Raw genomic sequence first — 23,974 nt, 5'->3', positions numbered from 1 at the left:
CTTTTCGAGGGGCTCCGGTGGCCTCGTCAGGGTGCCACCGGAGCCCGACGGTCGGTGTGTCAGTTCTTCCAGGACCAGTCCTGGAAGAACATGTTGTTCAGCGGGTCCTGCGCGACCCCCTGCAGATCCGACCGGTACGCCGAGATCTGGTAGACGGGGTTCGGCATCCACAGCACCGGCAGGTCCTTGGCCAGGAAGTCGTTGTAGGCCTTGAGCGTGCTCTCGTCGCCGGAGAACTGCGTCGCCTCGATGAGCTTGTCCGCCTCGGGGTTGCTGTAGCTGCCGAGGTTGACCGGCGCGTCGGTGGCGAAGAGCCGCTCACCGCTGGCGAAGGCCGGGTAGTACCAGCTGCCCTGGGAACCGAAGAAGGACATGTCCCACGAGCAGCTCGCCTCCGACGGCTTGCAGGCCGGAGTCACCGCGACCGAGTCGGGCACCTCCTTGATGGCCAGCTGGATGCCGACCTTGGCCATCTGCGACTTGATCTCGGCGAACATCTTCGTCGTCGCGGCGAAGCCGGTCTGGCTGGTGACCGTCAGGCGCAGCGGAGTGCCGGCGGCGATGCCCTCCCCGCACTGGTCCGCGCCGGTGCCCGGCTTCTCGCAGGTCGTCTCCCCGTCCGGGGCCACCTTCCATCCGTGGCTTTCCAGCAGCTCCTTGGCCTTGGCGGGGTCGAACGAGTAGGCGCACCCGTCGCCGGCCTCGCCGGTGCCCGGCTTGGGGGGTACGGGCCCACACGTCGGCGCGGCCGTGCCGGACCAGACGACCTTGCTGATCGTCGGCTGGTCGACGAGCATCTGCATCGCCTGGCGCAGGTACAGCTGCTTGAACAGCGGCCCGGACTTGGGGTTGTTGTAGTTCAGCTGCAGATAGGTGATGGACCACCCGTACCAGGGCGAGATCGTGTAGCCCTTGGACTCGAGGTACTTCTGCTGCGACAGGTTGCCCGCGGGGACGTACCCGTAGTCGATCTCACCGGCGCGCAGCACGTTGAACTGGGCATCGTCACTGGTGAAGGGCCGCAACACCACCGTGGGCACCTTCGGCTTGTCGCCGCCGGAGTAGTTCTGCTGCGCGGCGAAGACGACCTCGCCGTTCGGCACGTACTTCTCCAGCTTCCACGCGCCGCTGTTGACCTTCCAGAGCTCGTTGGTCGCGTAGGTCTTGGGATCCTTCGACGCCGCGGTGAGAAAGTCGAAGACCTTGCCGGCGCCGGCCGCGGTGCTGGAGAGGTCGCTCACGCTCGCCGTCGCGGAGTCCTTGTCCCATGCGTGCTGCGGAAGCGGCACGATGCGGTTGAGCTGGTTTCCCACGAACCACGCGGTGTTGTAGACCTTCGTCGTCGTCAGCGAGAAGGTCTTCTCGTCCTTGACGGTGAAGTCGGCGATGTTGTCGGGGAAGCCGCCGGCCCGGTAGGACGCCCACTTGTCCTTGTTCGCGCTGACGAGGTCGTACCAGAACTGCACATCGCGGGTGGTGATCGGCTTGCCGTCCGACCACGTGTTGTCCTTCAGGGTGATCGTCAGAGTCTTGCCGCCGTCGCTCACCTCGGGCGGGTCGGCCATCGACCGCGCGGGGTCGATGTTGTACTTCGCCGAGCCGTCCAGCTGGTACTCGTACAGGTGGCGGTACTGCGCCCCGCTGAAGATGGCGTTCTCACCCTGGGTGAAGCCGGGCGCCGAGATGGGCAGGATCCAGTTGGGCGTGCGAAGGGCGACGGTCACCGAGTCCTTGCCCTGACTCCCACCTTGAGCGCTCTTCGGTGAGCTGGTGCCGCCGCAGGCGGCCAGGCCCAGGCCGATGGCGATCGCGCCGGCGGTGACCGCGGTGCCGCGGAGTGCGCGCCAGTGGAATCTACTCCTCATGGGTCTCCTCGATTGATGTGCACGTGACCGGGCACGCGGGGGATGCCTCGCTCGGCTGTCGCAAGCGTTGGGGGCCAGGAAGTGGTGTCCCGTCGACCGGATCTTCAAGCGATGGTTCGCAGAATGTATTACGCAGGATGTAGGTAGTCAACGAAAATAAGTGGACTTGTTTCGCGTATTTATTTCGGGCACGATGGAAGTTGCTGAAGATCTTTCGATGCCGTACGCGTGGTCCATGATTGGGGACCGCGGCGGCCCTGTGGTGGGCAGCGCCGGAAGACCAGCCACGAGAAGGAGAGGTATGTCGGACCCGTCGATCTCCGCCAGCTTGCGCGAGCAGACCCTCAACCTGCTGGCCAGCGGCGAGGCCACCTCCCGCGCCGACCTTGTCGAGGCGTTGCGGGTCGCCCCCTCGACGGTCTCCGGGCTGGTGCGGCGTCTGCTGGACGAGGGCGTCATCCTGGAGGAGGGCGTGGGCCGCTCCACAGGGGGACGACGGCCGCGGATCCTGCGGCTGCGGGAGACCGACGGTGTCTTCGCCGTCTCCGAGCTGGGCGGCCGGCATGCCCGCGTCGGCCTCTCCTCGCTGGACGGACGACTGCTCGCGGCCGAAGAGGTCGCCATCGACATCGCCGCCGGACCGAAGAAGGTCTTCGACGCGATCGCCCGGGCGTTCACGCGGATCCGGGCGGCGGAAGCCCCCGGTCAGGCGTTGCTCGGGGTCGGCGTGGCTCTCCCGGGTCCGGTCAGGTTCCCGAGCGGTCGTCTGGTCGGACCCGCACGGATGCCCGGCTGGAGCGGCGTCGACGCGCAGGCCGACCTCAAGGAACGCTTCGACGTGCCGGTGGTCGTCGAGAACGACGCCAAGGCCGCGGCGATCGGCGAGCACATCACCCGCGGCCGGGACACCGGCGACATGATCTACGTGAAGGCCGGCACCGGCATCGGCGGATGCCTGGTCAGCGGCGGCCAGGTCTACCGCGGCAGCCGCGGCCTCAGCGGCGACCTCACCCACGGAAGGGTGGCGGACAGCGGCGAGCGCCACTGCTCATGCGGCAGACGCGGCTGTTTGGAAACCGTCGCCAGCGGCGCCGCCCTGGTCCAGCAGCTCAAGGAGCAGGGCCTGCCGGTGACCACGACTCGCGACGTCATCGCCGCCGCCGTGGACGCCGACCCCACTGTGGTGACGATGGTGCGCCGCGCCGGCGAGCTGCTCGGGGTGGCGCTGTCCGGCCTGGTCAACTTCCTCAACCCCGACGCGGTCGTCATCGGTGGAGCGCTCTCCAGCCTCGACGTCTACATGGCGGCCGCCCGAGGAGTGCTCTACGAGTGCTGCCTGCCGTCCATGACCCAGTCTCTGTCCATCGAGGCCAGCGTCGCGGGCCCGGATGCCGCCCTTGTCGGCCTCGGGCATCTGGCGCGCACGGTGGCCGATGTCCCGCTTTCCTGAGGAGACCCCGTCAGTGCCCCGCTCCCTCCGCATCGCCATCGGCGGCATACACATCGAGTCCAGTACCTTCTCGCCCCACCTGAGCACCGCCGACGACTTCGACGTCACTCGTGACGATGCGTTGCTGGCGCGCTACGACTGGCTCTCGCCCGTCCGGCCCCCCTGGGCCGGAGACATTGAGTGGGTGCCCCTCGTGCACGCACGGGCTCTCCCGGGCGGCGTGGTCGACCCCGCCGCCTACGACGCCTGGTCGACGGAGATCCTGGACAAGCTGGCCGAGGCAGGCCGGGTGGACGGCGTCCTGCTCGACATCCACGGCGCGATGAGCGTCGTCGGGCGGGAGGACGCCGAGGGCGACCTCGTCACCGCCATCCGGTCGCTGATCGGGCCGGAGCCGTACATCTCCGCCGCCATGGACCTGCACGGCAACGTCTCATCCGTCCTGTTCGAGGGCTGCGACCTGCTCACCTGCTACCGCACCGCCCCCCACGTCGATGTGTGGGAGACCCGTGAGCGCGCGGCCCGCAACCTCGTGGACGCGCTGCGCCGCGGACAGCGCCCGCACAAGGCCCTCGTCCACGTGCCGATCCTCCTGCCCGGCGAGATGACCAGCACCCGGATCGAACCGGCCCGGGGGCTGTACGCGCGCATCCCCGAGATCGAAGCCCGGGAAGGCGTGATCGACGCAGCGGTCTGGATCGGTTTCGCCTGGGCCGACCAGCCCCGCTGCCGCGGAGCGGTGGTCGTGACCGGCACCGACGCCGCCGCCGCGGAGAAGGCGGCCGGCGAGCTCGGTGAGCACTTCTGGTCGGCGCGCGACGAGTTCGCGTTCGTCGCCCCGACCGGTTCGATGGACGAGTGCCTCGACGTCGCGGTCGCCGCGGTGGCAGACCCCTCCCGCCGCCCGTTCTTCATCAGCGATTCCGGAGACAACCCGGGCGCCGGCGGCGCCGACGACGTCACCTTCGCCCTCGAGCGGATGCTGGCCCGCCCGCAGATCCGCGACGGCTCCCTCCGTGCGGTGTACGCCTCGCTGGTCGATCCGGAGGCCGTGGCGCAGGTCGCCGACCAGCCGCTCGGTTCGCCGGTCCGGGTACGCGTCGGCGGCCGGATCGACCCGCGCGACCCGGGCCCGCTCCAGCTCGACGGCGTCCTGGAGGCGGTCGCCGAGGACCCCGCCGGCGGGCGGTGCGCGAGCGTGCGCGTGGGCGGGCTCAGCGTGTTCGTCACGTCCCGTCGCATGCAGTACTCCGAGCTGGCCTCCTACGCCCGGCTCGGCATCACGGCCGGCGACATGGATCTTGTCGTCGTGAAGATCGGCTATCTCGAACCCGAGTTGTTCGACGCGGCGGGAGACTGGCTGCTCGCGCTGACGCCGGGTGGCGTCGATCAGGACCTCGGGCGTCTGCCGTACCGGCATGTGGTGCGACCGGTGTTCCCCCTGGACCGCGACTTCGCCGCGGACCTCACCGTGGTGACCCGGTGATCACGTGACACATACGGATGTGCCGTCCGCGGGTCCCTGTGTGCTCGCCGTGGATGTCGGAGGCACGACGATGAAAGGGGTGGTGGTCGGCGAGGAGGGCCGGATCCGGCACTCCGTGGTCGTGTCGTCGCCCGCGGAGGCCGACACGAGCCCGGTCGAGGCGTTGCGGGGTCTGTGCCGGCAGCTGAACAGCGACGCGCTGGCCCTCGGCGCCGTCCCCGCCGGCATCGGGGTGGTCACGCCGGGGATCGTCGACGAGGCCGCCGGGGTGGTGCGGTACGCGTCGAACATCAGGTTCCGCGATGTGCCGCTGCGGACGCTCATCCGCGACGACCTCGGGCTGCCGGTCGCGGTCGGCCATGACGTCCGCGCCGCGGGCGTCGCCGAGGCGGTCTCGGGGGTGGCCCGCGGCCTGGACAACTTCCTGATGTTGCCGCTGGGAACGGGCATCGCCGCCACCGTGGTGCTGAACGGCGAGCCGGTGGCGGGCGCGGACTGGTCGGCGGGGGAGGTCGGCCACATGCCGGTCCACCCCGGCGGCGAGTTGTGCGCGTGCGGGCAGCGCGGGTGTCTGGAGGTGTACGCCTCCGCCGGCGGTCTGGCCCGGCGCTACATCCGGCTCGGAGGAACGCCGGGGCTGGACAGCCGGGCCATCGCCGAGGCCACGTGCACCGACCCGCTCGCCCGCTCGGTGTGGGACACCGCCACCCATGCGCTGGGGACCGCCTTGGCCACCCTCACCCTTACCCTCGACCCCGCCTGCATCGTTCTCGGGGGTGGACTCGCTGAGGCCGGCGCGCAGTTGTTCGACCAGGTGCGCGCCACACTGCAGTCAGCTCTCGCCTGGCGGGCGGCGCCGGCGCTGCTTCCTTCCGCCTTCGGGGCCCGGGCGGCGCAGGTGGGCGCCGCGATCCTGGCCCGGCGCGCGGCGGGCCTGGCCGTACCAGAGGGCTGGGGCGCGCAGAACCGGGGGAGTGAGGTGCCCCGAAGCGGGTGACTCCGGCCCGGCAGCCCTTTCTGCACCCGGCGGAAAGCCGGAGCTCACGATCAGGTTGCCGTGGAGGCCAGGTCGCCCGCTTGGTCCTGGCCGGTCTGTTCTGGTGCGGATTCCGGGGCTTCGGATCCGGGGCGGGCGTGTGCGGTGCGGAGCAGGGTGGCGATGAGGACGGCCGCGGCCGCCATCAGAACGACACTGACCACCGAGGCGATCCGCATCTCTCGGGCGAAGGCGTCGAATGCCACGTTTCGCAGGGCTTCGGCGGTGCCCTTCGGGAGAGTCGCGGCGGTGTCGACTGCGCCGCCGAGCGTGTCCTGCGCTGCCTCCAACTCCTTGGGTGTGAGGGCGTCGGGAGCCTTCGCGGTCAGTTCCGAACGGTAGACGGCGGTGCCGATGCTGCCCAGGACCGCGATGCCCAGGGCCCCGCCGAACTCGGCCGAGGTCTCGGCCATGGCGGAGGCCATCCCGGCCCGCTCCGGTGGTGCGGCGGACAGAATCACATCGGTGACCACGGCGGAGACCCCGCCGATGCCGATCGCGACAACGGTCAGGGCGCTGACGAGGTGGACGATTCCCGAACCGGCGTGGACCAGGGTCAGCATGGCGTAGCCGGCGGCTGCCACGAGCAGCCCGGCGGCGATCACCTTGGGTTTACCGATGCGGGGCGCGAGCGCGGTGGCCAGTGCGATGCCCAGGGGCATCACGAGAAAGGTGGGCAAGGACCACAGGGCTGACTCGAGCGGTCCCATGCCCAGGACGAGTTGCATGAACTGCCAGTTGAACAGGCTGAAGCCGACCAGTCCGAACGTCCCCAGCGCGTCGATGAGCAAGGGCACGTTGAACCGGCGTGTGCGGAACAGCGCAAGGTCGATCATCGGGTTCGCGGTCACGCGTTGGCGGCGGACGAATGCGGCCCCCACGGCGAGTCCGGCGGCGCAGTAGGCCAGGGGGATCCACCCGAAGCCGTGCTCTGCCATCTGTTTGACGCCGTAGATGACGCTGAGCACGGCCACGAGGGAGAGGGCGGCGCCGAGCAGGTCGAAACGGCCTGGCGTGGGATCGCGGTATTCGGGGAGCAGTAGCGGGCCGAGGATCAGGAGCAGGACCATCACCGGCACGTTGATCAGAAAGACCGATCCCCACCAGAAGTGCTCCAGCAGCAGACCGCCGATGATCGGGCCGAATACGGCACCGCCCGCGAAGCCCGCCGTCCAGACGCCGACCGCGGTGGCCCGTTGTCTGGCGTTGTGGAACATGTTCCGGATCAGGGAGAGCGTGGACGGCGCCAGCGTGGATCCGGCGATGCCCAGGAGCGCGCGGGCGGCGATGAGCGTCCCGGGACTGGTCGAGTAGGCCGCCAGGACAGAGGCGGTGCCGAAGGCTGCGGCGCCTGCGAGAAGCACCCGTCGCCGTCCGATCCGGTCACCGAGTGTGCCCATGGTGATGAGTAGGCCGGCAAGGAGGAAGCCGTAAGCATCCATGATCCACAGCAGTTCGGAACTGCTCGGCTTGAGGTCGGCCGTCAGGGAGGGGAGTGCGACGAACATGACGGACATATCCATGGACGCCAGTACGCAGGGCAGTACCAGGACGGCGAGCCCGACCCACTCCCTGGCTCCGGCTGTTCTTTCTTCTTCAGTCATTTCCGTTGTTCCTGAGTCGTGTCGGCCGGGGTCGGAGTCGATCGCCCGGCGCGTACTTTGTACACGCACGCGGCGTACAGGATACGCACGCACGCAGCGTCGTCACAACAGCATTCTGACCTGGCGTATCGACCTGTACTGTGCATCGCTGCCATCGGCAGGCTAGAATTTCGTCACAAGCCTTGCGGTGTGACGAAAGGGGTGCGGTGATGTCGGTGCAACCGGCATGCGCGTCATGTGGAAAGTCACTGGAGTCCGCCGAACGGGGACGGCCGAGGCTCTACTGCTCCCGCGCGTGCCAGGCGAAGGCGTATCGGTCACGCAGGGCGGAAACGCCGGCCGACGTCCCGGAGCGTGATGACAGCGCGCCGCATCTCACCGTTGAGCGCATCGTGCGAGCCGGGATCGCCATCGCGGACGCGGAAGGGCTCGACGCGCTGTCGATGCGCCGGGTCGCCATGGACCTCGGTGCGAGCACCATGTCCTTGTATCGGCATGTGTCATCGAAGGATGATCTGGTGGCCCTGATGGTGGAGGCCGCGCTGGCTGACGTGCCCTTGCCCGACACGGCGCCGCGGGACTGGCGTCACGGCCTTGAACGCGCCGCATACCGCGACTGGGACCTGTATCACCGCCATCCGTGGATCCTGCCGAGGGTCATGGTGACAACCCGCGCGCACTTCAGCCCGGCTCTCGCGGCGGACAGTGAAAGCGCCTTCTCCGCATTCGACGGGCTCGACCTCGAACCTGCCGATGCCTTCCGGTACATGTTCATGTTCGCCTCCTACGTGCAAGGCGTGGCGCTGACCTACGTCAGCGATGTAGAGGCGGAACGGCAAGCGGAAGTCGCCCGGATCCCGGGAGCGAAAGCCTCAGACGACGCACAGAATCCGCTTTTCGCACCGGGAGCGTATCCCCGCCTCGCGCCCGCGATGCGCGCCGGTGCCGACCCCTGGGACCTCGACGCCCTGTTCGCCGCAGGTCTTGCCGGTGTCCTGGACGGCATCGCAGCCGACCTCGCGAGACGAGGCATCGATGCCTGAGCTTCGATCCGCGGGCGATCCCGTGGAGTCATTCGTCTGGTCTCGGTCGGCCTTCGCCTCGGGGACGGCGGTCCACGGGTCGGCTGGAATCACCTCGACGCACCGGCCGTCCTCGTCCACCACGCGGCCGTAGATCTTCACCTGCCGCAGCACCAGCCGCCGTTCGGTGACGGAAACGCCGGGGAACGCCCTGGCGATCCGGATCAGCACGTCCTCCAGATGCTCGAAGGAGCGCAGGTTGACGATCAGAACGAGGTTGGTCGGGCCGGCAACAGCCGCACACATTCGGGTTTCCGGCCAGCCGGCCATCCGCCGTCCCACGGTCCGCAGGTCGGTGTCCGGGACGGTCAGCCACAGCAACGCCATCGTGTGCCGTCCGGCGAGTCCTCGCGCGACGTCACAGCGGAAGGCGATGCCGCGGCCCCGTGCCCAGGTGGCGTCGTCCACGCCGAGCGTGGCGCGGAAGGCGGCCCGGCTCCTGGCCGACATCAGGGTGAAGGCGATGGTCAGGTCGCAAGCCGGGTCGCCGAGGCCGAGCCCGCCGAAGTCGATGACCGCGCTGAGGCGGCCGTCAACGGTCAACAGGTTGCCGGTGTGGAAGTCGCCGTGGAACCAGACCGAAGGGCGATCCCATCCGGGTGCGTTCAGCGCCATGTCCCACAGCTCGGTCATGGCCGCGGTGCCGAACGCGCCGCCGACCGCCACCTGTCCCGCCGCTGCGGCTCGGGACTCCCGTCCTCGGCGCGGCTCGGACAACGTGCTGCTGCGTTACGAGGTGATCAACCACCACTCGTGAGGGGGTCGCCGCGGCCGGGGCCTCGCCGGAATGTCAATGAACTCTTGACATAGGGGCGGTTGTCAATGAATCCTTGACACTATGAATCGTCGCGCCTCTCGCCCCCTCTCACCGGGGCTTCTGGCCATCGCCGTCCTCCTACCGCTGATGGGAGCCCTGCTCGCGCTGCAGGCCGCGCTCGACAGCACGCTGCTGTGGGTCCTGTTCCTCGTTGTCGGCTTCACGATCTTCATCGTGGGGGTGGTGACCGCGGCCTCCGCCGCGCGCCGCGCGGCCGAGTCCGGCGCCGCCGACGCGGCCGACGCCGCCCGCCTGGAGGAACTGGAGCCGCTGCCGCCCACCGCCGGCGATGAGGGTGACCGGCAGTGACGGCGCCCCGGCCCCATCTCACCGACGAGCAGGTGAACGCCATCCGGGAGGCTGTCGCCGAAGCCGTGCTGGCCGCGTGCGAGCAGGGACGCAAGGGGCTCGACAACGACCCGGACGCCCACCTGCTCATGGTCGCCGCCTCCAGCGTCGCCGCACGGGAGAGCAGCAGACTGCTGCGCCAGTCGATCACCGGCGCCCGTAGCGCCGGGCACAGCTGGGATGCCCTCGGACGGCTGCTGGGCATCAGCCGTCAGGCCGCCCAACAGCGTTTCGGAGCCTCGGCCACCGACCGCAAGGGCTCGCTGCCGGGCGACACCCCCACCCGCAGAGTGCTCACGCCCCTGCACGCCTTCAACGAGATGGACGCGTTGGAGAGGGAGGGACGGCGCGGATGGCATGCCGTCGACTACGGCTACCTCTTCCACCTCGTCGAGGCCTCGCCCGACGCGTGGGAGCACCGGCGGGTGTGGTGGCCGTCGGGCCGCCGCCAGCGTCAGATGGAGGAGCTCGGCTGGGAACGCATCGTCCCGTCCGATTTCGATTCTCCCTGGGCCTATTACAAGCGCCGCCTGAACGAACCCGCCGAGCAGGTCTGATGGGAAGGCGTATGCGTTCTCAGCTGCTGTGGGAGGTGCAAGCGCGAGCTGCTGCCTGGCAGGGAAAGGCTGCGCTGGTGCGCATTTTGCCGGTTTCTGTGGGATGGCGATGCCAATGGACAGATCATTAGGCTGCTGTCATGGATGAGAAGTCAGAATTACGGGCCGGTGACCGTGATCGGGACCGCATTGCCGAGATGCTCCGTATCGCCCTGGGTGAGGGACGCATCAGCATCGAGGAGGTGAATGAGCGACTCGATCGCGTGTACAAGGCGCGGACCTTCCAGGAACTGGACGCGATCGTCGCCGACTTGCCTCAGACGCACCTGGTAACGCCGTCCGGCGGTCAGGATCTGCTACGGCTGAATTCCCGTGGCTTTCGCGCGATCAGGAAGACCGGGCGGTGGACGGTTCCCTCACGGCTCAACCTCGACTGCACCTGGCGTACCGCCGTGGTCGACTTCAGGCAGGCGTACTGCCCGCACCCGGAAATCGCCATGCACGTGTCGTGTCATTCGCCTTTCGGGGACATCATCATCCGGGTTCCCGTCGGCTGGCAGGTGCTGTCGGACGAAATGACGTCCGGCGGATGGATACGGCTGCTTCGCGTGCACAACAGGCCGCCCGAACCTCTGTCGCCGGACGGGGTCGTGCTGCGGTTGTCCGGCCACATCAGCGGAGACATCTGGGTGCGCTACCACCACAACAGTTCCTGAACCGACCGCCAGGGGGCTATCGGAGCTTCTCCGGCAACGGCCGCTGAGATCGATACTGAGCCTGGATCCACCGCGTGATCTCTTGTGATCGGTTCCTGGTTCAATTCGGTCGCGAGGTCCGTTGCGCCAGGTGAAGCGCTGTTCCCGGGTATGAGAGAGTCGCTGCGCGCGGATCGCAGCCTGGCCACATGTCCGCAGGACTCGGGAGCGGGGGTTCATGCGCTGGTGGCGCGGGTAACCGTGGGGGTCGAGGCGGCGTTCGCGGCGAGGTCACCCGAGGGAAGATGCGCGAGCGGGCCGCAGGACAGGTCGGCGAAGACCTGCTCGACGATCGCGTGGTCACGATGCTGTTCTTCGGCCTGGGCCAGGTGGAACGGGCTGTCGGTGAAGACCGCGTGATACCGGTATTGGCTGAACAGCTCGTCCTGACCGCCCGCAGCCTGCGGGTTGAGTCGCTTGACCCGGCGCACGATCAGCCGTGCCGTGACCGCCTGGTCCTTCTTCGATGTGAAGGCCGTGTAGCGGGTCTTGGCGATCTCGGCGTCGGACACCCAGCAGCCGGCCTGCTCATCGAAGATCGCGTTCGGATACTCGATCGCCTGCCAGGCGTCATCGTCGATGGCGGCGATCGCTGCTTTGATCTTGGGGTCCGTCTTCGCGGTGACCGAGAAGCGCGCGCCCGCGCGGTGGCAGGCGGCGATGACGCCCGCCGCATAGAACGCCGGGATTTATTGGGTATCTCAAGTATCGAGAGCGTAGTTTTTACCTGCCACAGACGGCAGATGCTATTGAACAGCACACTTCGGCTTCGAGCTGGGCATCCCGCCATACGAGGATGCCGATGAGAGTAGGAATCTATATAAGCTCTCCAAGGAGATAGAGCTCCTTCGGGTTGAGTAGCGTAAACGACAGCGCAACTCGATCAGCCTCATGAGGGAAAGGACGGAACTGTTTGATTGCACGATTGAGGAAGCGTCAGACGTCGTAGATCTGATCTGTCCTGACGGCTGAGCTGCGGCGACTGCCCAGCTCATGTGCTGAGCTGGGCTTTCAACGTTCGCGGCTACTCATCGTTCCGCTCTGCTTTTCGCGCTCATGTGCCCTGGGTGTGCCCTGCTCTCGCTTCCATATCAGGCAACGGCAACGAGGGCAGTCACTCCTTCACCGAGCGGACGCCTCGGTCGGCGAGGCCCGCCGCAGAGGAGCGTACGGATCGCTCATCGAGCCAGACGGCTTTCCGCCAAGGAGCGCGACCGGAGAATTCGATGACCCCGGCCACCAATGAGCCAAGGCCTATAAGGGTGAAGATCAAGGGAAAGGCGAGCCCCCGGGGAACACGGGGATCCCATGCGTCCACTCTCCCGGCGGACTTCCACCAGTCCAGATAGAGAATGTCTCGCTTCTCCCCCACATACGGTGGGGGGTTCTGCGCGAAGTTCTGGACATAACCCGTCTCGTGCACACCCTCAGCGGATGTGAATGCGACATGGATCCCACGCCCTTCGACCTTGACGATCGTCCCAAACGCAGGCTTGCCATAGGTGGGTCCGTACCACTCGAAGTAGAAGATGGCCAGGCTCCCGACCAGGAACACCAGCCCCAAAAGCACGACAGCGATGCCCCGTGGGCGATGGTGACCGAATACCGGGGCGCGCGCGGCCCGCACATTCGCGTTCGCCCGTGCGAGCGCTTCCTGATACTCCTCCAATCCGGTCTTCTTGCTGTTCATCCGCATATCCCCCGTCCAGGAGACGATCTACCCCTTTGAGCAGGCGTACACCGACCCGGGCCAATTTGCAAGCCTCGCGCCTGCAGCCCGCTCATGACTTCCTGCTTGCAAACGGGAGCCAGTGACCATGTGGAGAACTCCGCAGCCTGCTCGGGCGTGTGCTGGTGGCTGTCGGCGTGAGGAACTGTGTGGTCCTGTTGCTGTACTTTGCTGCTGTACTCACGCGCCCGAAGCCCGGCGGAGGCGATGCCAGGTCAGGAGAGCACGACTTTGGCGTCCGGCGGCAGGCCGAAAGTCCTGCGCGCCTCCTGGCGGATTCCCTTCTCCATGTCCGACCCAGCGCCCGCCAGCTCTATTGCCCGGGGCGCGCCTTCCGGCGAGAACATAGCGCGGATCGTGGGTATGTTCGCATCACCGTCCCCTGGCTCGTCGACGTGCTGCACCGTGAAGCGTCCGTTAACCGACTGCATCGTCAAGAGCAGCGGTACGCCATAGCCGCTGCCGGCGACGAGCTTGTCTCCGGAGCGGGCGAGTTCCTCGCACCAGGCCATGAGCCCCACCAATAGCCGAGGATCTTTCCGGCGAACCTCTATGAGGTCCTCGTGGCAGAACATCCGGGGATGCAAGGCCGGCTTGTCAGTGGCCAGAAAGCTTCCTTTGTTGCGGGCGGGGTCTGTCTCCAGAAAGTGGTCAGCTGCCTCCATGAGTGCCGAACGCGTCGAAGAGTCGACCGAGATGACCTGTTCTTGGGCGGTGCCCGCCAAATCCGGTCCCGATAACCGCGGGATCATCACGATGCCTCCGGCGACTACCGCAAGAACCAGGACCACGATCGCCCACGCAAGTGGTCGTCTGCTCAGGCGCGTCACGGATCTCCCTTGGGGATCATGGAAGCTGAACTGCCGTAATCCTACGGTTGGACTACTCGTAGCCGGTGGCATCTGCGATGATCTCCGCGAACAGGGGTCACATGACCCCGCGGGGGCGGAACGGGTCACGTCCACGGAGGTGGTGTACAAAGGTATAAAGCTCGCTCCACCCGTCCGATGGATATCCATGGAACTGCATGGCGTGGCGCGTGAGGTGTTCAACGTTTGCTTCGGGGTGTTCGGCCCGGGTCTGGGCGCATATGGCGGATGGAGCCTTTTCAAGGAGCTGACCTTTCGGCGTGACGGCGTCAGCACCATGGCCACCGTTGTCGGATACCGCTCCGGGCCGCGAGGCGGATCCTGGCCTCGGCCGCTCGGTCGACGCACCGTCTACCCGGTCATCCGCTTCCTCACAGGCGATGGCGCCGGGGTGGAAAGCGTTGTGCGAGCCCCCATCGCGGTCTGCTCCCTACCGGAGAAGGGCGCGCACATACGAGTGACCTATGACCCGCGCAACGTCGAAAGGGTCGTGACCGCCTCCAATCCCGGGACGGACCGATTGATCGCCGCGCAGGTCAGCCACGCGGCATTCGCGGCGAAGTCACCCGAGGGAAGATGCGCGAACGGACCGCAGACCAGGTCGGCGAAGACCTGCTCCACGATCGCGTGGTCACGATGCTGTTCCTCGGCCTGGGCCAGGTGGAACGGGCTGTCGGTGAAGACCGCGTGATACCGGTATGAGCTGAACAGCTCGTCCTGGCCGCCCGCACTGCGTTTCTGCATCGAGTCCACGTCCAGGAAGGCGACCGTGTCTGCTGCGGGCAGCAGCGGCGCATGCGTGGCCAGCCGGACCACCAACTCGCGGGATACCTTCTCGATCTGGCGGACGTTTCCCCACTTCAGGCTGCGCAGGAACGAGCCGAGCGTGGATGGGGCGCGGATGCCATCGAACAGCGTGTCCATCCCGCCGTGCCGCAACGCGTCCAGATCGGCGATGGAGTCGGCTCCGGCGGCCATACCGGCCACGATCGAGCTGATTTTCGTGCCGCGTTGACGCCGAGCCGGTCGGCGATTGCCAGGCGGTCACCGGCCTTAGATTGTTGTTCTCCATACGACGATCGCTGATCTCGATTTGCGGCTGTGTGCGGAACTCGGTCCACGTGAAACGTCATTTTTGGGTGGCACGGGCTCGGTACGACCAGGCGGCGAGACACAGGCCGATGCCCCAGACCAAGAACTGCGGAATTCCGTAGGTAACTGTCCACGGACTGAAGATGCCGTCGTCGTTGAAGTGGGTAGCCAACTGCCATGCGGCCCATGCCGTGTACCCGAGCAAGAAGACCGACACGGAGAACGCCGTGGTGAAAAGTGTCCGGCGCGGCACCTTCCGCCCGGAAAGTAGCGGCACCCAGCGCGGGAAGACCAGGCCCCATGGTCGCACCAGGCTCAGCGCAAGGACTCCGGCCAGCATGGCCATGGCGCAGAGAACGAAGAGGTAGGGACCGCCGCCTTGCGCGTACCAGTCCCGGAATCTGCCCTCGTCAGCCCAGAGGGGTACTCCCAGCGCCCAGACCGCGTGCAGGGGGATGAACCCGATGGTCGCCGAAAGGGCAGATGCGTAGGCCGCCCTGATCGCCCAGCGCGGGGCAGGTACGTCAGTTCGCTCATTCACCATGTCCTCAGCGTTTCCGAGGCTCCTCGGCCAGGGATCCCCCGCACGGGTGAACGCACCCCCTCCCACGGGTGATCGACGCGACGTGCGCCTACCGTCGATCACCCAGCGATCCCGGGTGGGCGGGCGCGGCGGGGATGTACGGCGATCGTCTATGCGATGGCGCCGGTCCAGAGGTTCTTGGCCGCGCTGTAGACACCGTAGAGCTCGCCGTCGAAGTACGGGGAGACACTGGTGTCGTAGCGATTGTCGCCGTCGGTGTCGGAGACGCTGATCGTTATGCCGTTGAGGTAGCCGGAGCGGTTGCCGTTGCTGTATTGGTACAGCCAGGAGGAGCCGAGGGAGCCTTCACCGGTGAACGAGGAGTCGACGCCGATGAGATCCTCGCCCTTCATGGCCGGAGCCATGGCGTTGAAGGTCTTGCCGTAGCTCCATTCGAGGGTCTGGCCTGTATAGGGCCGGGTTCCGTCGGGGTTGGGGCCAGCCGGGTAGCCGAACACGTCAACCGAGCGGTTCGTCGGCTGGTTGTAGGTGAGGCCCTGCCCGCCGACGCTGTCGCCCAGCCTCCCGCTGTCGGTCAGCACGCCGGAGGAAGACGAGACGACGCCGTTGTACACGTTCACGAAGGCGTAGTCGCGGTCGAAGTCCTCGTACACGTCGAAGTCGTAATGAGCGGAGGCCTGCTTTCCGACGTACAGGCCCCACGGGGTCGTGCCCTCGGAGTAGCCGGGAACGAAGACCCATTTGTCGAGTGTGACGGCAATGCTCTGGGTGTCGTACACGCAGTGACCGGCCGTTGCGACGACGTTGAGGTAGGCCGACTGCATGGCGGTGCCCGAACACCAGTGGGGCTGACCGTCGGCGCCGACGAAGAACACCTTGCCCGAGGTCGTGGGCAGTTTCCCCTTCGACGAGAGCGGGCCCGGCACCGGCGGGACGTAGCCGGGCGTGCCGCCCGGCGACGACGGCGGGGGCACGTATACGCGGACCGCGGTGTCCCAGGCGTAGGGCGTGGCGTTCTTCAGGTTGGCGGCCCCGTCTGCGAGCCAAAATGCCGCGACCTGCTGAGCGGTCGCCACAGTGGAGGCCAGGGGGTCCGTCACCACGTCCGCGGCCTGAGCCGGCGCGGAGACGACAGTGGAGCCCAGCAAACCTAAGCCGGCGCCTAACGCGACCAGTGCACGCCTCATGCTTGATCTCTCCGTCCAGTCATGGGGTGTCCTTCACGGTCCCCGTCAGCATGCGGAAATCGGCCCGGCTGATCAGCACGGCCGAGCAGAAAGATGATCTTACTGTTTGTGGAATACCTTGTGAAGACGCGGCTCTCGCGTACGCGAACCTGCGTGCCCCGCCGCTCTACAGCGAGAGAATCCACCGCGCACAGCGCCGAAGGCGGGGTGTCGAGAGGTCGTTTGAAAACAAATCTCCAATCTGGTTTTATGGATACACGGCCGGGGGGTGCCCGGCCGACCCCCTCTTCGAGGAGTGACGATGAAGCTCACCCAGGCCGCCGCGGCGACGTTCGGACTCAACGACGACTCGTGGAAGCGGCACGCCAACGCCTGGAGCGTGTGGAGCCGGATGGCCGGGCTGGCGCCGATCCTGCTGCCGATCTACTTCCGTGACGTGTTCGGCTGGTGGGCGCTGGCGCCGATCGCGGCGGGCGTGATCTGGATGTGGATCAACCCGCACGCGTTCAAGCCGGTCCACGAGCCGCGCAGTTGGGCGGAGAAGGGCATCTACGGCGAGAAGATGTACGCCGCCGACCGGTCGCTGGCGGCCGAGGCGCACCGGCCCGCGATCCGGTGGGTGATCGCCATGGCCGCCGTCGGCGCCGCGATCATGGTGTACGGCCTGGTCCGCGTCGAGGCCTGGCCCGCGGTCTTCGGCTGGGCGCTCGTCTTCATCTCCCAGCTGTGGCAGATCGACCGATTCGTCGCCATCTATGAAGAGGGCCTGCGGCGGACCGCCGCAGAGGGCGACGTCGAGTAACTCCCTGGCCGCAGTGCCGTGCCCCGAAAGAAGATGAGACAACCATGCACACCCCTGGGACGGCGCACCCGCGCCGCCGGCGGATCCTGGCGGCTCCCACACGTGAGGCCGCGTCCGCACGTACCCGTGAAAACATATGAACAAAGCGTTCGCGTGAAGGAAGGTTGTCTCCGATGCCACCCGCGTTCACCGCCGAGGAAAAGGCCCGCATCACCGCCCTGCTCCTGGAGACCGGGGAGAAGCTGTTCACCGCCCAAGGGCTGCGCAAAACCTCGTTGGAGGAGCTGATGGCCCCCACCGGAGTGGCCAAGAGCAGCTTCTACGTCTTCTTCGACTCCAAGGAAGCGCTGTATCTGGAGCTGATGATCCGCCAGTCCGGCGAGGTCAAGCGCCGGGTCATCGACGGCGCACTGCTGGGCACCGACGACCCGCGTGAGGGGCTGCGCCGCTTCCTGCACGCCACCCTCGCCGAACTGTCGGCCAACCCACTGTGGCGCCGCCTGATGACCCACCCGGAGGAAATGCAGGCTGTGGCCCGCAAGCTCGATCCGGCGCGGGTCACCGCCATGAGCGACAACCCTGTCACGGCATTGATGGAATTCGTCGCTGACCGCTCTGGTCGCGGTGAGCTCGTCCACGCCGACCCGGCCGTGATCATCGGCGTGCTGCAGTGCGTGCTGCTGGTGCCGATGTTCGCCGACCGGCTCGGTGACCCCGATCTCCACCACAAGATCCTCGACCTGCTCGTCGACATCGTCGCCTCGGGTCTCACCCCGCAAAGGTGACCTGGGCGCGATCAGCGGTGGTAGGCGCGGACGACGGCGTGCCTGAGACCCTTGCCGATCAGCCAGCGGTTGATCGGCACGGTCAGCACGAAGGCGAAAGCGAGGGCGAGGGCGAGGGAGAGCGCCAGAGCCGCCCAGAACAGGACGGTGGCGAGGCCGGCGTCCATGGCGCCGGGAACGATGACCGTCACCGTGTTGTCGATGGGGTATTCCTGCTACGGCGGAACCGCGTCAGATCGGCACGGCAGTCCTGCGGAACTCCCGGGGGCTGACGCCCCGGACCCGCTTGAAGGCGGTGCTCAGCGCGAAGGCGCTGCCGTAGCCGACCTGTCCGGCCACCGCGCCGACGGTGGCGTCGGAGTCGCGCAGCAGGTCGGCGGCCAGGGCCAGCCGCCAGCCCGTCAGGTAGGACATGGGCGGCTCCCCGACCAGCTCGGTGAACCGCCGGTAGAGCGCGGCCCGCGACGCGCCCACCTCCGTGGCCAGCGCGGACACCGTCCAGGGGTGGGCCGGATCGCCGTGCAGCAGCCGCAGCGCCGGGCCGACCACCGGATCGCCGGACGCGTTGTACCACCCGGGGGTGTTCGCGCCGGGGCGTGAGAACCACGCGCGCAGCACGGTGACCAGGAGCAGGTCGAGCAGCCGGTCCAGGACCACTTCCTGGCCGGGCTCGTCCCGGGAGATCTCCTGCTCCAGCAGCGCGATGAGAGGGCTCTCCCACGCGTCGCCGGGCAGCGCCAGCAGTGGCGGCAGCGCGTCCAGCAACCGCCTGCTGATCTCGGAACTCGGCCGGTAGGTGCCGACGAGCAGCGCCGCCGGGCCGTCCAGGCTGTCTCCCCAGGTGCGTACGCCCAGGTGCATGGCCTCGGACACGTCCTCGCCGTCGGGAGTCGTGCAGCGCTGCCCCGGATGGATCACCACTCGTGGCGGCGCGGCCGGATCGCCCGCGAAGGTGTACGCGTCCGGTCCGCGCGTGATCGTGACGTCGCCCGGGCGGAGCCGTACGGCGTCGCCGCGGTCGGGAACCACCCACGCCTCGCCGCGCACGACGGTGACCAGGGAGAGCGGGGCCCGGTCCTCGATCCGCACGGACCACGGCGGAGTCATGATCGTCTGGAGCAGGAAGGCTCCCCGGGCCCTCGGGCCCTCCACCAGTCTCGCGAGCGCGTCCATGCTCTAAGCGTAGACGTCTGAACATGAAATCGAGTAGATGAGCCATGTTCTGTCTCGTAGCATCCGGGTTGAATTGGATCACGCAAGGAGAACGACCGCAGGGTCGAGATCCGAGCACGACTGAAGGAGCAAGGATGTTGTTCGCGTTGACGGCCGCCTCGGCGGTGGTGGCACTTCTCCTGACCGGCGCGATCGCCGGTCTGTTCTACGGCTACTCGGTTTCGGTGATGCCGGCCTTCGACGGGATCGCCGCCGAGCACGGGATCGCCGCGATGCGCAGTGTCAACGAGAAGATCCTCAACGGGCGGTTCTTCGCCTCGTTCTTCGGCACGCCGGTCGCGTCCGCGGTGACGGGCGGGCTGCTTCTCGCGCTCGGCGAGACTCCGGCGGCCGTCCTCTTCTTCGCCGCCGCCGCGACGTATGTGCTGGGCGCGTTCCTGCCCACCGTCGTCGTCAACGTGCCGATGAACGAGGCGCTCGCGGCGGCGACCGTACCGGCCGACCCGGACGAGGCCGCGCGCCTCTGGGCGGAGTTCTCCGGGCGGTGGACCCGGTGGAACACCGTACGTGCGGTGTTCTGCCTGGTCAGCCTGCTCCTCGTTGGTCTCGCCGGGTTCGTCTGGGCGCGCTCCTGAGCGTTCGGACGGCAGTGACTTGGCACCCACATACATCACATTTAAGGGAGAAACAGTGCAGACGATCCTCGTGTTGGGCGGCACCGGCAAGACCGGCCGTCGCGTCGTGACCCGGCTCCACGAGCGTGACGTGCCCGTTCGGATCGGGTCGCGCTCCGGTGACCCCGCCTTCGACTGGGAGGACCCGGCGACGTGGGCGCCCGCGCTCCAGGGCGTCGGGGCGGTGTACGTGTCGTACTACCCGGACCTGGCCGTGCCGGGGGCGCCCGAGGCGGTCGGCGCGTTCGCCCGGCTGGCGGTCGACTCCGGCGCGCGGCGGCTGGTCCTGCTGTCCGGCCGGGGCGAGGAGGAGGCCCAGGCGGCGGAGCGAGCGTTGATCGACTCCGGAGCCGACTGGACGATCCTGCGGGCGGCCTGGTTCGACCAGAACTTCAGCGAGAACTACCTGCTGGAGCCCGTCCTGGCCGGTCATGTTGTCCTTCCCGCCGGTGACGTGGCCGAGCCGTTCGTCGACGCCGACGACATCGCCGACGTGGCGGTCGCGGCGCTGACCGAGGACGGGCATTCCGGCCAGATCTACGAGCTGACCGGTCCCCGGCTGCTCACCTTCGCGGACGCGGTCGCCGCCATCGGCGCCGCGTCCGGCCGGGAGATCGGCTACACCCGGGTCTCCCCGGAGGACTACGCGAGCGCGCTGGCCGCCGAGGGCGTGCCGGCCGACGTCATCGACCTGCTCATCTATCTGTTCACCACGGTGCTGGACGGGCGCAACGCCTCCCTGGGCGACGGCGTGCGGCGCGCTCTGGGACGGTCGCCCCGCGACTTCGCCGACTACGCCCGCGAGGCAGCCGCCACCGGCATCTGGAAGGCGGGGGACGCGTAGGCCCGAGCGCTTCGAACGACAGGCCCGCAGGGCCTCGGCACAGGCTGCCGAGGCCCTTTCGGGTTGGCCCGCTCTCAGCTCAGTGAGGCGAGAACCGCGTTGCCGTGGGAGGCGGCTACAGGTTGCTTACGTGCTTGGCGTGGTCTTGCCTGTCGTAGATGCAGCAGCGGTCGAAGTCGAAGGGTTCGGCTGATGCTTCCTGCCAGATCGTCATTCTGTTGGGGCGCCCGGCGGATGGGGCGATCACTCTGAGGATGACGAGCGCGACGACTTCTTCGGCTCCGTGTTCGAACAGTGTGGATGCGGCGCTCTGTACGTGGGCGCCGGACACGAACAGGTCGTCCACGAGGAGTACCCGTTCGCCGCGCAACACCTGATGTTCTTTCTGTGCGCCCAACAGGTGGAAGGCGCCGGGGTGGGAGTTCCGCGCATTGAGCGTTGGCGCGTGCTCGTCGTTGACCAGCAGAAGTTGCGGCTTGTGCAGGTCCTTCAATGCCCTGACATTGTTGATGACCTGCGTCAGGATGTGGAACGCCTCGATGGGCTGGTTCCTTCGGGTGCTGGGGATGGAGGTCACCAGCGTGAACGGCCCGCCGGCCAAGCCGGTGAGGCATGCTTCGTGGGCCTGGTAGAAGCGGGCCAGGGTCGCCGCCATCACGGTTGGGGAGTTCGTCCAACTTGGGGCTGCCGGCACGAATTCCCTGCGGGTCTGAGGTTCCCCCTTCGGCGTGGACACCCCTGACAATTGGACCTCGTTCCATGAAGGGGAGACTGTCGGGTGGCACGTCCGTCGAAGTACGGCGATGAGTTCAAGAAGGACGCGGTAAAGCTGGTCCGCGAGTCGCGCCGGACCTGCGCGGATGTCGCGCGGGAACTGGGGATGAACCGCGAGACCCTGCGCGTGTGGGTGCGCGAGGCCGAACAGCAAGAGTCCGATGCCGGAGTCGGGCTGGCCCGCAGTGAACGCGAGGAACTGGCGCGGCTGCGTAAGCGGGTGGCCGAGCTGGAGATCGAAAAGGAGATCCTCCGCAAGGCAGCCGCGTATTTTGCGAAGGAGATGGATCGTTGATCGGCCGCTTGCAGTTCATCTCCGTCCACCGCCTCGTCTACGGGGTCAAGCGGCTGTGCCGGGTGCTGAACGTGGCGCGTAGCGCCTTCTATGCCTGGCTGGGGCGGGAGCCGGCCCGAGCGGCGCGTGTCGTTGAGGACGAGCGGATCGTGGAGAAGATCCGGCGCTTTCATGGCGCCTCGGGTGGGACGAACGGCTCCCCGCGGATCACGGCGGACCTGCGTGATGACGGTGAGCGCGTCAACGCCAAGCGGGTGGCCCGGTTGATGCGCGTGAACGGCATCGTCGGGCTGCATCTGCGTAAGGGCAGGCGGACCACGATCCCTGACGAGCTCGCTCCGCCGGTCCCTGACCTGCTCAAACGCGACTTCACGGCCGGTGAGGTCAACCGGAGGTGGTGCGGGGACATCACCTATCTGCCGGTCGGTGACGCGTGGCTGTATCTCGCGACGGTGATCGATATTGGGTCGCGGCGGCTGGTCGGCTGGTCGATCGCCGACCATCTGCGGACCGAGCTGGTCAGCGACGCGTTGACGGCGGCGGTCGGAGCGCGAGGCGGCCAGGTCGACGGGGTGATCTTTCATGGTGACCGCGGCTGTCAGTACACCTCGGCCGAGTTCGCGAAGTTGTGTGAGAAGTACGAGATCCGCCGATCGGTGGGCAGGACCGGGACGTGCCTGGACAACGCCCTGGCGGAGGCATTCAACGCCACGCTCAAGCGTGAACTGCTGCACGGCCGGGGCAGGCGCCGCTGGTCGAGCGAGGTAGAGGCCCGTACCGAGATCTTCCGCTGGATCGCCTGGTACAACCACCGGAGAAGGCACTCGGCGACCGGGAACCTACCCCCGGCCGTCTATGAAGATCGGCTTGTTAGAGTGGCCGAACTGGCTGCATGAAACCGGGTGTCCACGCCCCGGGGGGAAGCCCAGTCACGATCGTGTACAGGCCGTTGTCGTCGCCGTTTTGGACAGCTAACGAGATGGGCACCACATGCGTGGCCGGGCGATAGAGCCCGCGCATGGTGCGGTCGCAACTTGAGCAGATGTCGTATGGCTCTCCCGTGTCGCGCCTGTTGTTGGGCCCCGTGTGGCAGATCCGGCAGACTCCGGAGCGTATCGCCGGAACGTTCCTGTACAGATGGATGACGTTGTCGGTGACTGCCCTGGCGTCACCCATGATCAGAACATGGTCGTTTGGGAGCACATATCTACGAGATTGACTGCGTGCTTGGACAGGTTGTCAGTGTCCTGGACGACAGTGATGCCTCCCCGGAACCCTGCCTGTGTGACCCACGAGTGTTCCCGCTGAAGCTGGTGGGGCACGAAGACATGCTTGCCCGTCTTCAGCACGCTTTCGGTGCAGCGGTGGCTGGGTCCGCCGTCGCCGCCGTCCACGATGTACACGGTGGCGGCCAATCCGCAGGTCACGACGCGTTCCTGCGCGATCGTGCAGTCGGTGGGGGTGGTGTCGGGCCAGAACGGGGAGACCAACGCGCCGCACCGGCCTATCCGCTGCGCGACATTCGTGTACGGCCCGAGCGTGTCGGGTGCGGCTATCCCACCGACCAGCACGCCGAGCGTGCGCCCGCCGGCTTCGAGTGCGGCCTCGTGGACGGCTGCGTCCAGGTCGGTGCGCAGCGGCGCGATGACGGTAAGCCCGGCCTCGGCCACAGCGCGGGCGGCTGCGGCGGCCTGCTCGCTGTCGTACTCGCCGACGATGGCGACGGCCCGGTAGTCCTCGGGAGTCATCCGGCCGCGAACCCACACGAACGGCGGGTAGTTGTTCGCCCACAGCATGTTGCCGGGGTAGGTGTCGTCGAGGACGGTGATGAGGTGGACGTCGTCGGCGCGCATGGTGGTGATGAGGTCGCGTGCCTGATCGAGGTCTTCGACGCTGACGCGGGAGCGGAGATCGGCGACGTGCGCCTGGTCGGTCTCGTCCAGTCCGATGACATCCCCATCCGTGAGCTTGAGGGCGCTGCCTGCGGCGGCGATGACGCGGGCAGTGTGGTGCCAGGGCTGTGTGCGGGTGGCCTTGGTGAGGGCGAGGACGGCGGCTTGCTCGTCGATCCTGGTCATGGTCATCACCATCTCGAACGTGGTTTCGGTGTGAACGTACGCGCCGACACCGACAAAAGCGGCGACGGGGCGTGGTTGCCTTGGGCCATCGTGCCGAGGCCGGCACCGTGGCGGCGAGAGTATGCCGG

Annotated in this window: 24 protein-coding genes and 1 pseudogene; 12 read left to right on the top strand and 13 right to left on the bottom strand. The window is 67.6% G+C overall.

The genetic code is table 11. The features are described 5' to 3' along the window. Positions 1-59: 59 nt before the first annotated feature. Positions 60-1,865 (bottom strand): peptide ABC transporter substrate-binding protein, encoded by a 1,806-nt coding sequence (locus ACQP1V_RS25040; RefSeq protein ID WP_433412257.1) that lies wholly within the window; start codon positions 1,863-1,865, stop codon positions 60-62. A gap of 301 nt (positions 1,866-2,166) precedes the next feature. Here ACQP1V_RS25040 and ACQP1V_RS25035 point away from each other — a divergent pair, with 301 nt between their 5' ends. The 3 genes from ACQP1V_RS25035 to ACQP1V_RS25025 are packed head-to-tail and all read left to right on the top strand — an operon-like array spanning position 2,167 to position 5,798. Then, positions 2,167-3,315: an ROK family transcriptional regulator gene (locus ACQP1V_RS25035; protein WP_433412255.1), complete on the top strand. Its 1,149-nt coding sequence runs from the start codon at positions 2,167-2,169 to the stop codon at positions 3,313-3,315. 13 nt (positions 3,316-3,328) lie between these two features. After that, positions 3,329-4,801 (top strand): M81 family metallopeptidase, encoded by a 1,473-nt coding sequence (locus tag ACQP1V_RS25030; protein WP_433412253.1) that lies wholly within the window; start codon positions 3,329-3,331, stop codon positions 4,799-4,801. A gap of 4 nt (positions 4,802-4,805) precedes the next feature. Continuing rightward, on the top strand, positions 4,806-5,798 hold the full coding sequence (locus tag ACQP1V_RS25025) for an ROK family protein (protein ID WP_433412251.1): 993 nt from the start codon (positions 4,806-4,808) through the stop codon (positions 5,796-5,798). A 50-nt stretch (positions 5,799-5,848) separates the two neighbouring features. Here ACQP1V_RS25025 and ACQP1V_RS25020 read toward each other — a convergent pair whose 3' ends face one another. Next, positions 5,849-7,441: an MFS transporter gene (locus ACQP1V_RS25020; RefSeq protein ID WP_433412249.1), complete on the bottom strand. Its 1,593-nt coding sequence runs from the start codon at positions 7,439-7,441 to the stop codon at positions 5,849-5,851. Positions 7,442-7,650: 209 nt separating this feature from the next. Here ACQP1V_RS25020 and ACQP1V_RS25015 point away from each other — a divergent pair, with 209 nt between their 5' ends. Beyond that, the gene (locus ACQP1V_RS25015; protein WP_387416405.1) at positions 7,651-8,484 is read left to right on the top strand and encodes a TetR/AcrR family transcriptional regulator; all 834 of its coding nucleotides are present in this window, start codon (positions 7,651-7,653) and stop codon (positions 8,482-8,484) included. A gap of 153 nt (positions 8,485-8,637) precedes the next feature. Here the strand turns inward: ACQP1V_RS25015 and ACQP1V_RS25010 are convergent. After that, positions 8,638-9,156, bottom strand: a pseudogene (locus ACQP1V_RS25010) (phosphotransferase); the annotation flags it as partial. Positions 9,157-9,361: 205 nt separating this feature from the next. Here ACQP1V_RS25010 and ACQP1V_RS25005 point away from each other — a divergent pair. The 3 genes from ACQP1V_RS25005 to ACQP1V_RS24995 all read left to right on the top strand — a co-directional run bounded on the left by ACQP1V_RS25005 (position 9,362) and on the right by ACQP1V_RS24995 (position 10,961). Continuing rightward, a complete protein-coding gene (locus ACQP1V_RS25005) occupies positions 9,362-9,649 on the top strand; it encodes a hypothetical protein (RefSeq protein ID WP_433412247.1) in 288 nt (95 codons plus the stop codon). Next, positions 9,646-10,245 carry a hypothetical protein gene (locus tag ACQP1V_RS25000; protein ID WP_433412245.1) on the top strand — a complete coding sequence of 200 codons (600 nt, stop codon included), beginning with the start codon at positions 9,646-9,648 and terminating at the stop codon, positions 10,243-10,245. The genes ACQP1V_RS25005 and ACQP1V_RS25000 overlap by 4 nt, the downstream gene beginning before the upstream one ends. Before the next feature lie 140 nt (positions 10,246-10,385). Beyond that, positions 10,386-10,961, top strand: coding sequence for a DUF1707 SHOCT-like domain-containing protein (locus ACQP1V_RS24995; RefSeq protein WP_433412243.1), 576 nt, complete (start codon positions 10,386-10,388; stop codon positions 10,959-10,961). A 215-nt stretch (positions 10,962-11,176) separates the two neighbouring features. On the opposite strand, the gene ACQP1V_RS24990 is transcribed toward ACQP1V_RS24995, so the two are convergent. From ACQP1V_RS24990 to ACQP1V_RS24965, 6 genes are all read right to left on the bottom strand, one after another. Then, a complete protein-coding gene (locus tag ACQP1V_RS24990) occupies positions 11,177-11,512 on the bottom strand; it encodes a hypothetical protein (RefSeq protein WP_433412241.1) in 336 nt (111 codons plus the stop codon). 602 nt (positions 11,513-12,114) lie between these two features. Continuing rightward, positions 12,115-12,690, bottom strand: a complete 576-nt coding sequence (locus ACQP1V_RS24985) for a hypothetical protein (RefSeq protein ID WP_433412239.1) — start codon at positions 12,688-12,690, stop codon at positions 12,115-12,117. Positions 12,691-12,944: 254 nt separating this feature from the next. Beyond that, positions 12,945-13,559, bottom strand: a complete 615-nt coding sequence (locus tag ACQP1V_RS24980; protein ID WP_433412237.1) for a hypothetical protein — start codon at positions 13,557-13,559, stop codon at positions 12,945-12,947. A 501-nt stretch (positions 13,560-14,060) separates the two neighbouring features. After that, positions 14,061-14,576 (bottom strand): hypothetical protein, encoded by a 516-nt coding sequence (locus tag ACQP1V_RS24975; RefSeq protein WP_433412235.1) that lies wholly within the window; start codon positions 14,574-14,576, stop codon positions 14,061-14,063. A 151-nt stretch (positions 14,577-14,727) separates the two neighbouring features. Next, entirely contained in the window at positions 14,728-15,234 is a 507-nt protein-coding gene (locus ACQP1V_RS24970) for a hypothetical protein (protein ID WP_433412233.1), read from the bottom strand. A gap of 149 nt (positions 15,235-15,383) precedes the next feature. After that, positions 15,384-16,421, bottom strand: coding sequence for a trypsin-like serine peptidase (locus ACQP1V_RS24965; protein ID WP_433412231.1), 1,038 nt, complete (start codon positions 16,419-16,421; stop codon positions 15,384-15,386). A 301-nt stretch (positions 16,422-16,722) separates the two neighbouring features. On the opposite strand from ACQP1V_RS24965, the gene ACQP1V_RS24960 reads away from it, so the two are divergent. Next, positions 16,723-17,223, top strand: a complete 501-nt coding sequence (locus ACQP1V_RS24960) for a DUF6653 family protein (protein WP_433412229.1) — start codon at positions 16,723-16,725, stop codon at positions 17,221-17,223. A gap of 173 nt (positions 17,224-17,396) precedes the next feature. Then, on the top strand, positions 17,397-18,008 hold the full coding sequence (locus ACQP1V_RS24955) for a TetR/AcrR family transcriptional regulator (RefSeq protein WP_433412227.1): 612 nt from the start codon (positions 17,397-17,399) through the stop codon (positions 18,006-18,008). Positions 18,009-18,019: 11 nt separating this feature from the next. On the opposite strand, the gene ACQP1V_RS24950 is transcribed toward ACQP1V_RS24955, so the two are convergent. After that, positions 18,020-18,199 carry a DUF4396 domain-containing protein gene (locus ACQP1V_RS24950; protein WP_433412225.1) on the bottom strand — a complete coding sequence of 60 codons (180 nt, stop codon included), beginning with the start codon at positions 18,197-18,199 and terminating at the stop codon, positions 18,020-18,022. A gap of 40 nt (positions 18,200-18,239) precedes the next feature. Beyond that, positions 18,240-19,181: an AraC family transcriptional regulator gene (locus tag ACQP1V_RS24945; RefSeq protein ID WP_433412223.1), complete on the bottom strand. Its 942-nt coding sequence runs from the start codon at positions 19,179-19,181 to the stop codon at positions 18,240-18,242. A gap of 134 nt (positions 19,182-19,315) precedes the next feature. Here ACQP1V_RS24945 and ACQP1V_RS24940 point away from each other — a divergent pair, with 134 nt between their 5' ends. Further along, the gene (locus ACQP1V_RS24940) at positions 19,316-19,816 is read left to right on the top strand and encodes a DUF1772 domain-containing protein (RefSeq protein WP_433412221.1); all 501 of its coding nucleotides are present in this window, start codon (positions 19,316-19,318) and stop codon (positions 19,814-19,816) included. Positions 19,817-19,871: 55 nt separating this feature from the next. Continuing rightward, positions 19,872-20,699 (top strand): NAD(P)H-binding protein, encoded by an 828-nt coding sequence (locus tag ACQP1V_RS24935; RefSeq protein ID WP_433412219.1) that lies wholly within the window; start codon positions 19,872-19,874, stop codon positions 20,697-20,699. A 115-nt stretch (positions 20,700-20,814) separates the two neighbouring features. On the opposite strand, the gene ACQP1V_RS24930 is transcribed toward ACQP1V_RS24935, so the two are convergent. After that, positions 20,815-21,354 carry a hypothetical protein gene (locus tag ACQP1V_RS24930; RefSeq protein ID WP_433412217.1) on the bottom strand — a complete coding sequence of 180 codons (540 nt, stop codon included), beginning with the start codon at positions 21,352-21,354 and terminating at the stop codon, positions 20,815-20,817. Positions 21,355-21,477: 123 nt separating this feature from the next. Between ACQP1V_RS24930 and ACQP1V_RS24925 the strand changes: the two genes are divergently transcribed. Further along, a protein-coding gene (locus ACQP1V_RS24925; RefSeq protein WP_433412153.1) for an IS3 family transposase occupies positions 21,478-22,664 on the top strand; the annotation gives its coding sequence in 2 pieces (ribosomal slippage) (positions 21,478-21,747 and positions 21,750-22,664; 1,185 coding nt in all). Positions 22,665-22,946: 282 nt separating this feature from the next. Here ACQP1V_RS24925 and ACQP1V_RS24920 read toward each other — a convergent pair. Beyond that, positions 22,947-23,846, bottom strand: coding sequence for a DNA-processing protein DprA (locus ACQP1V_RS24920; protein ID WP_433412216.1), 900 nt, complete (start codon positions 23,844-23,846; stop codon positions 22,947-22,949). Positions 23,847-23,974: the final 128 nt, after the last annotated feature.

The organism is Microtetraspora malaysiensis (assembly GCF_050947145.1).
GTDB classification, from domain to species: domain Bacteria; phylum Actinomycetota; class Actinomycetes; order Streptosporangiales; family Streptosporangiaceae; genus Microtetraspora_A; species Microtetraspora_A malaysiensis.
This window is presented reverse-complemented; position numbering and strand designations above follow the sequence as displayed.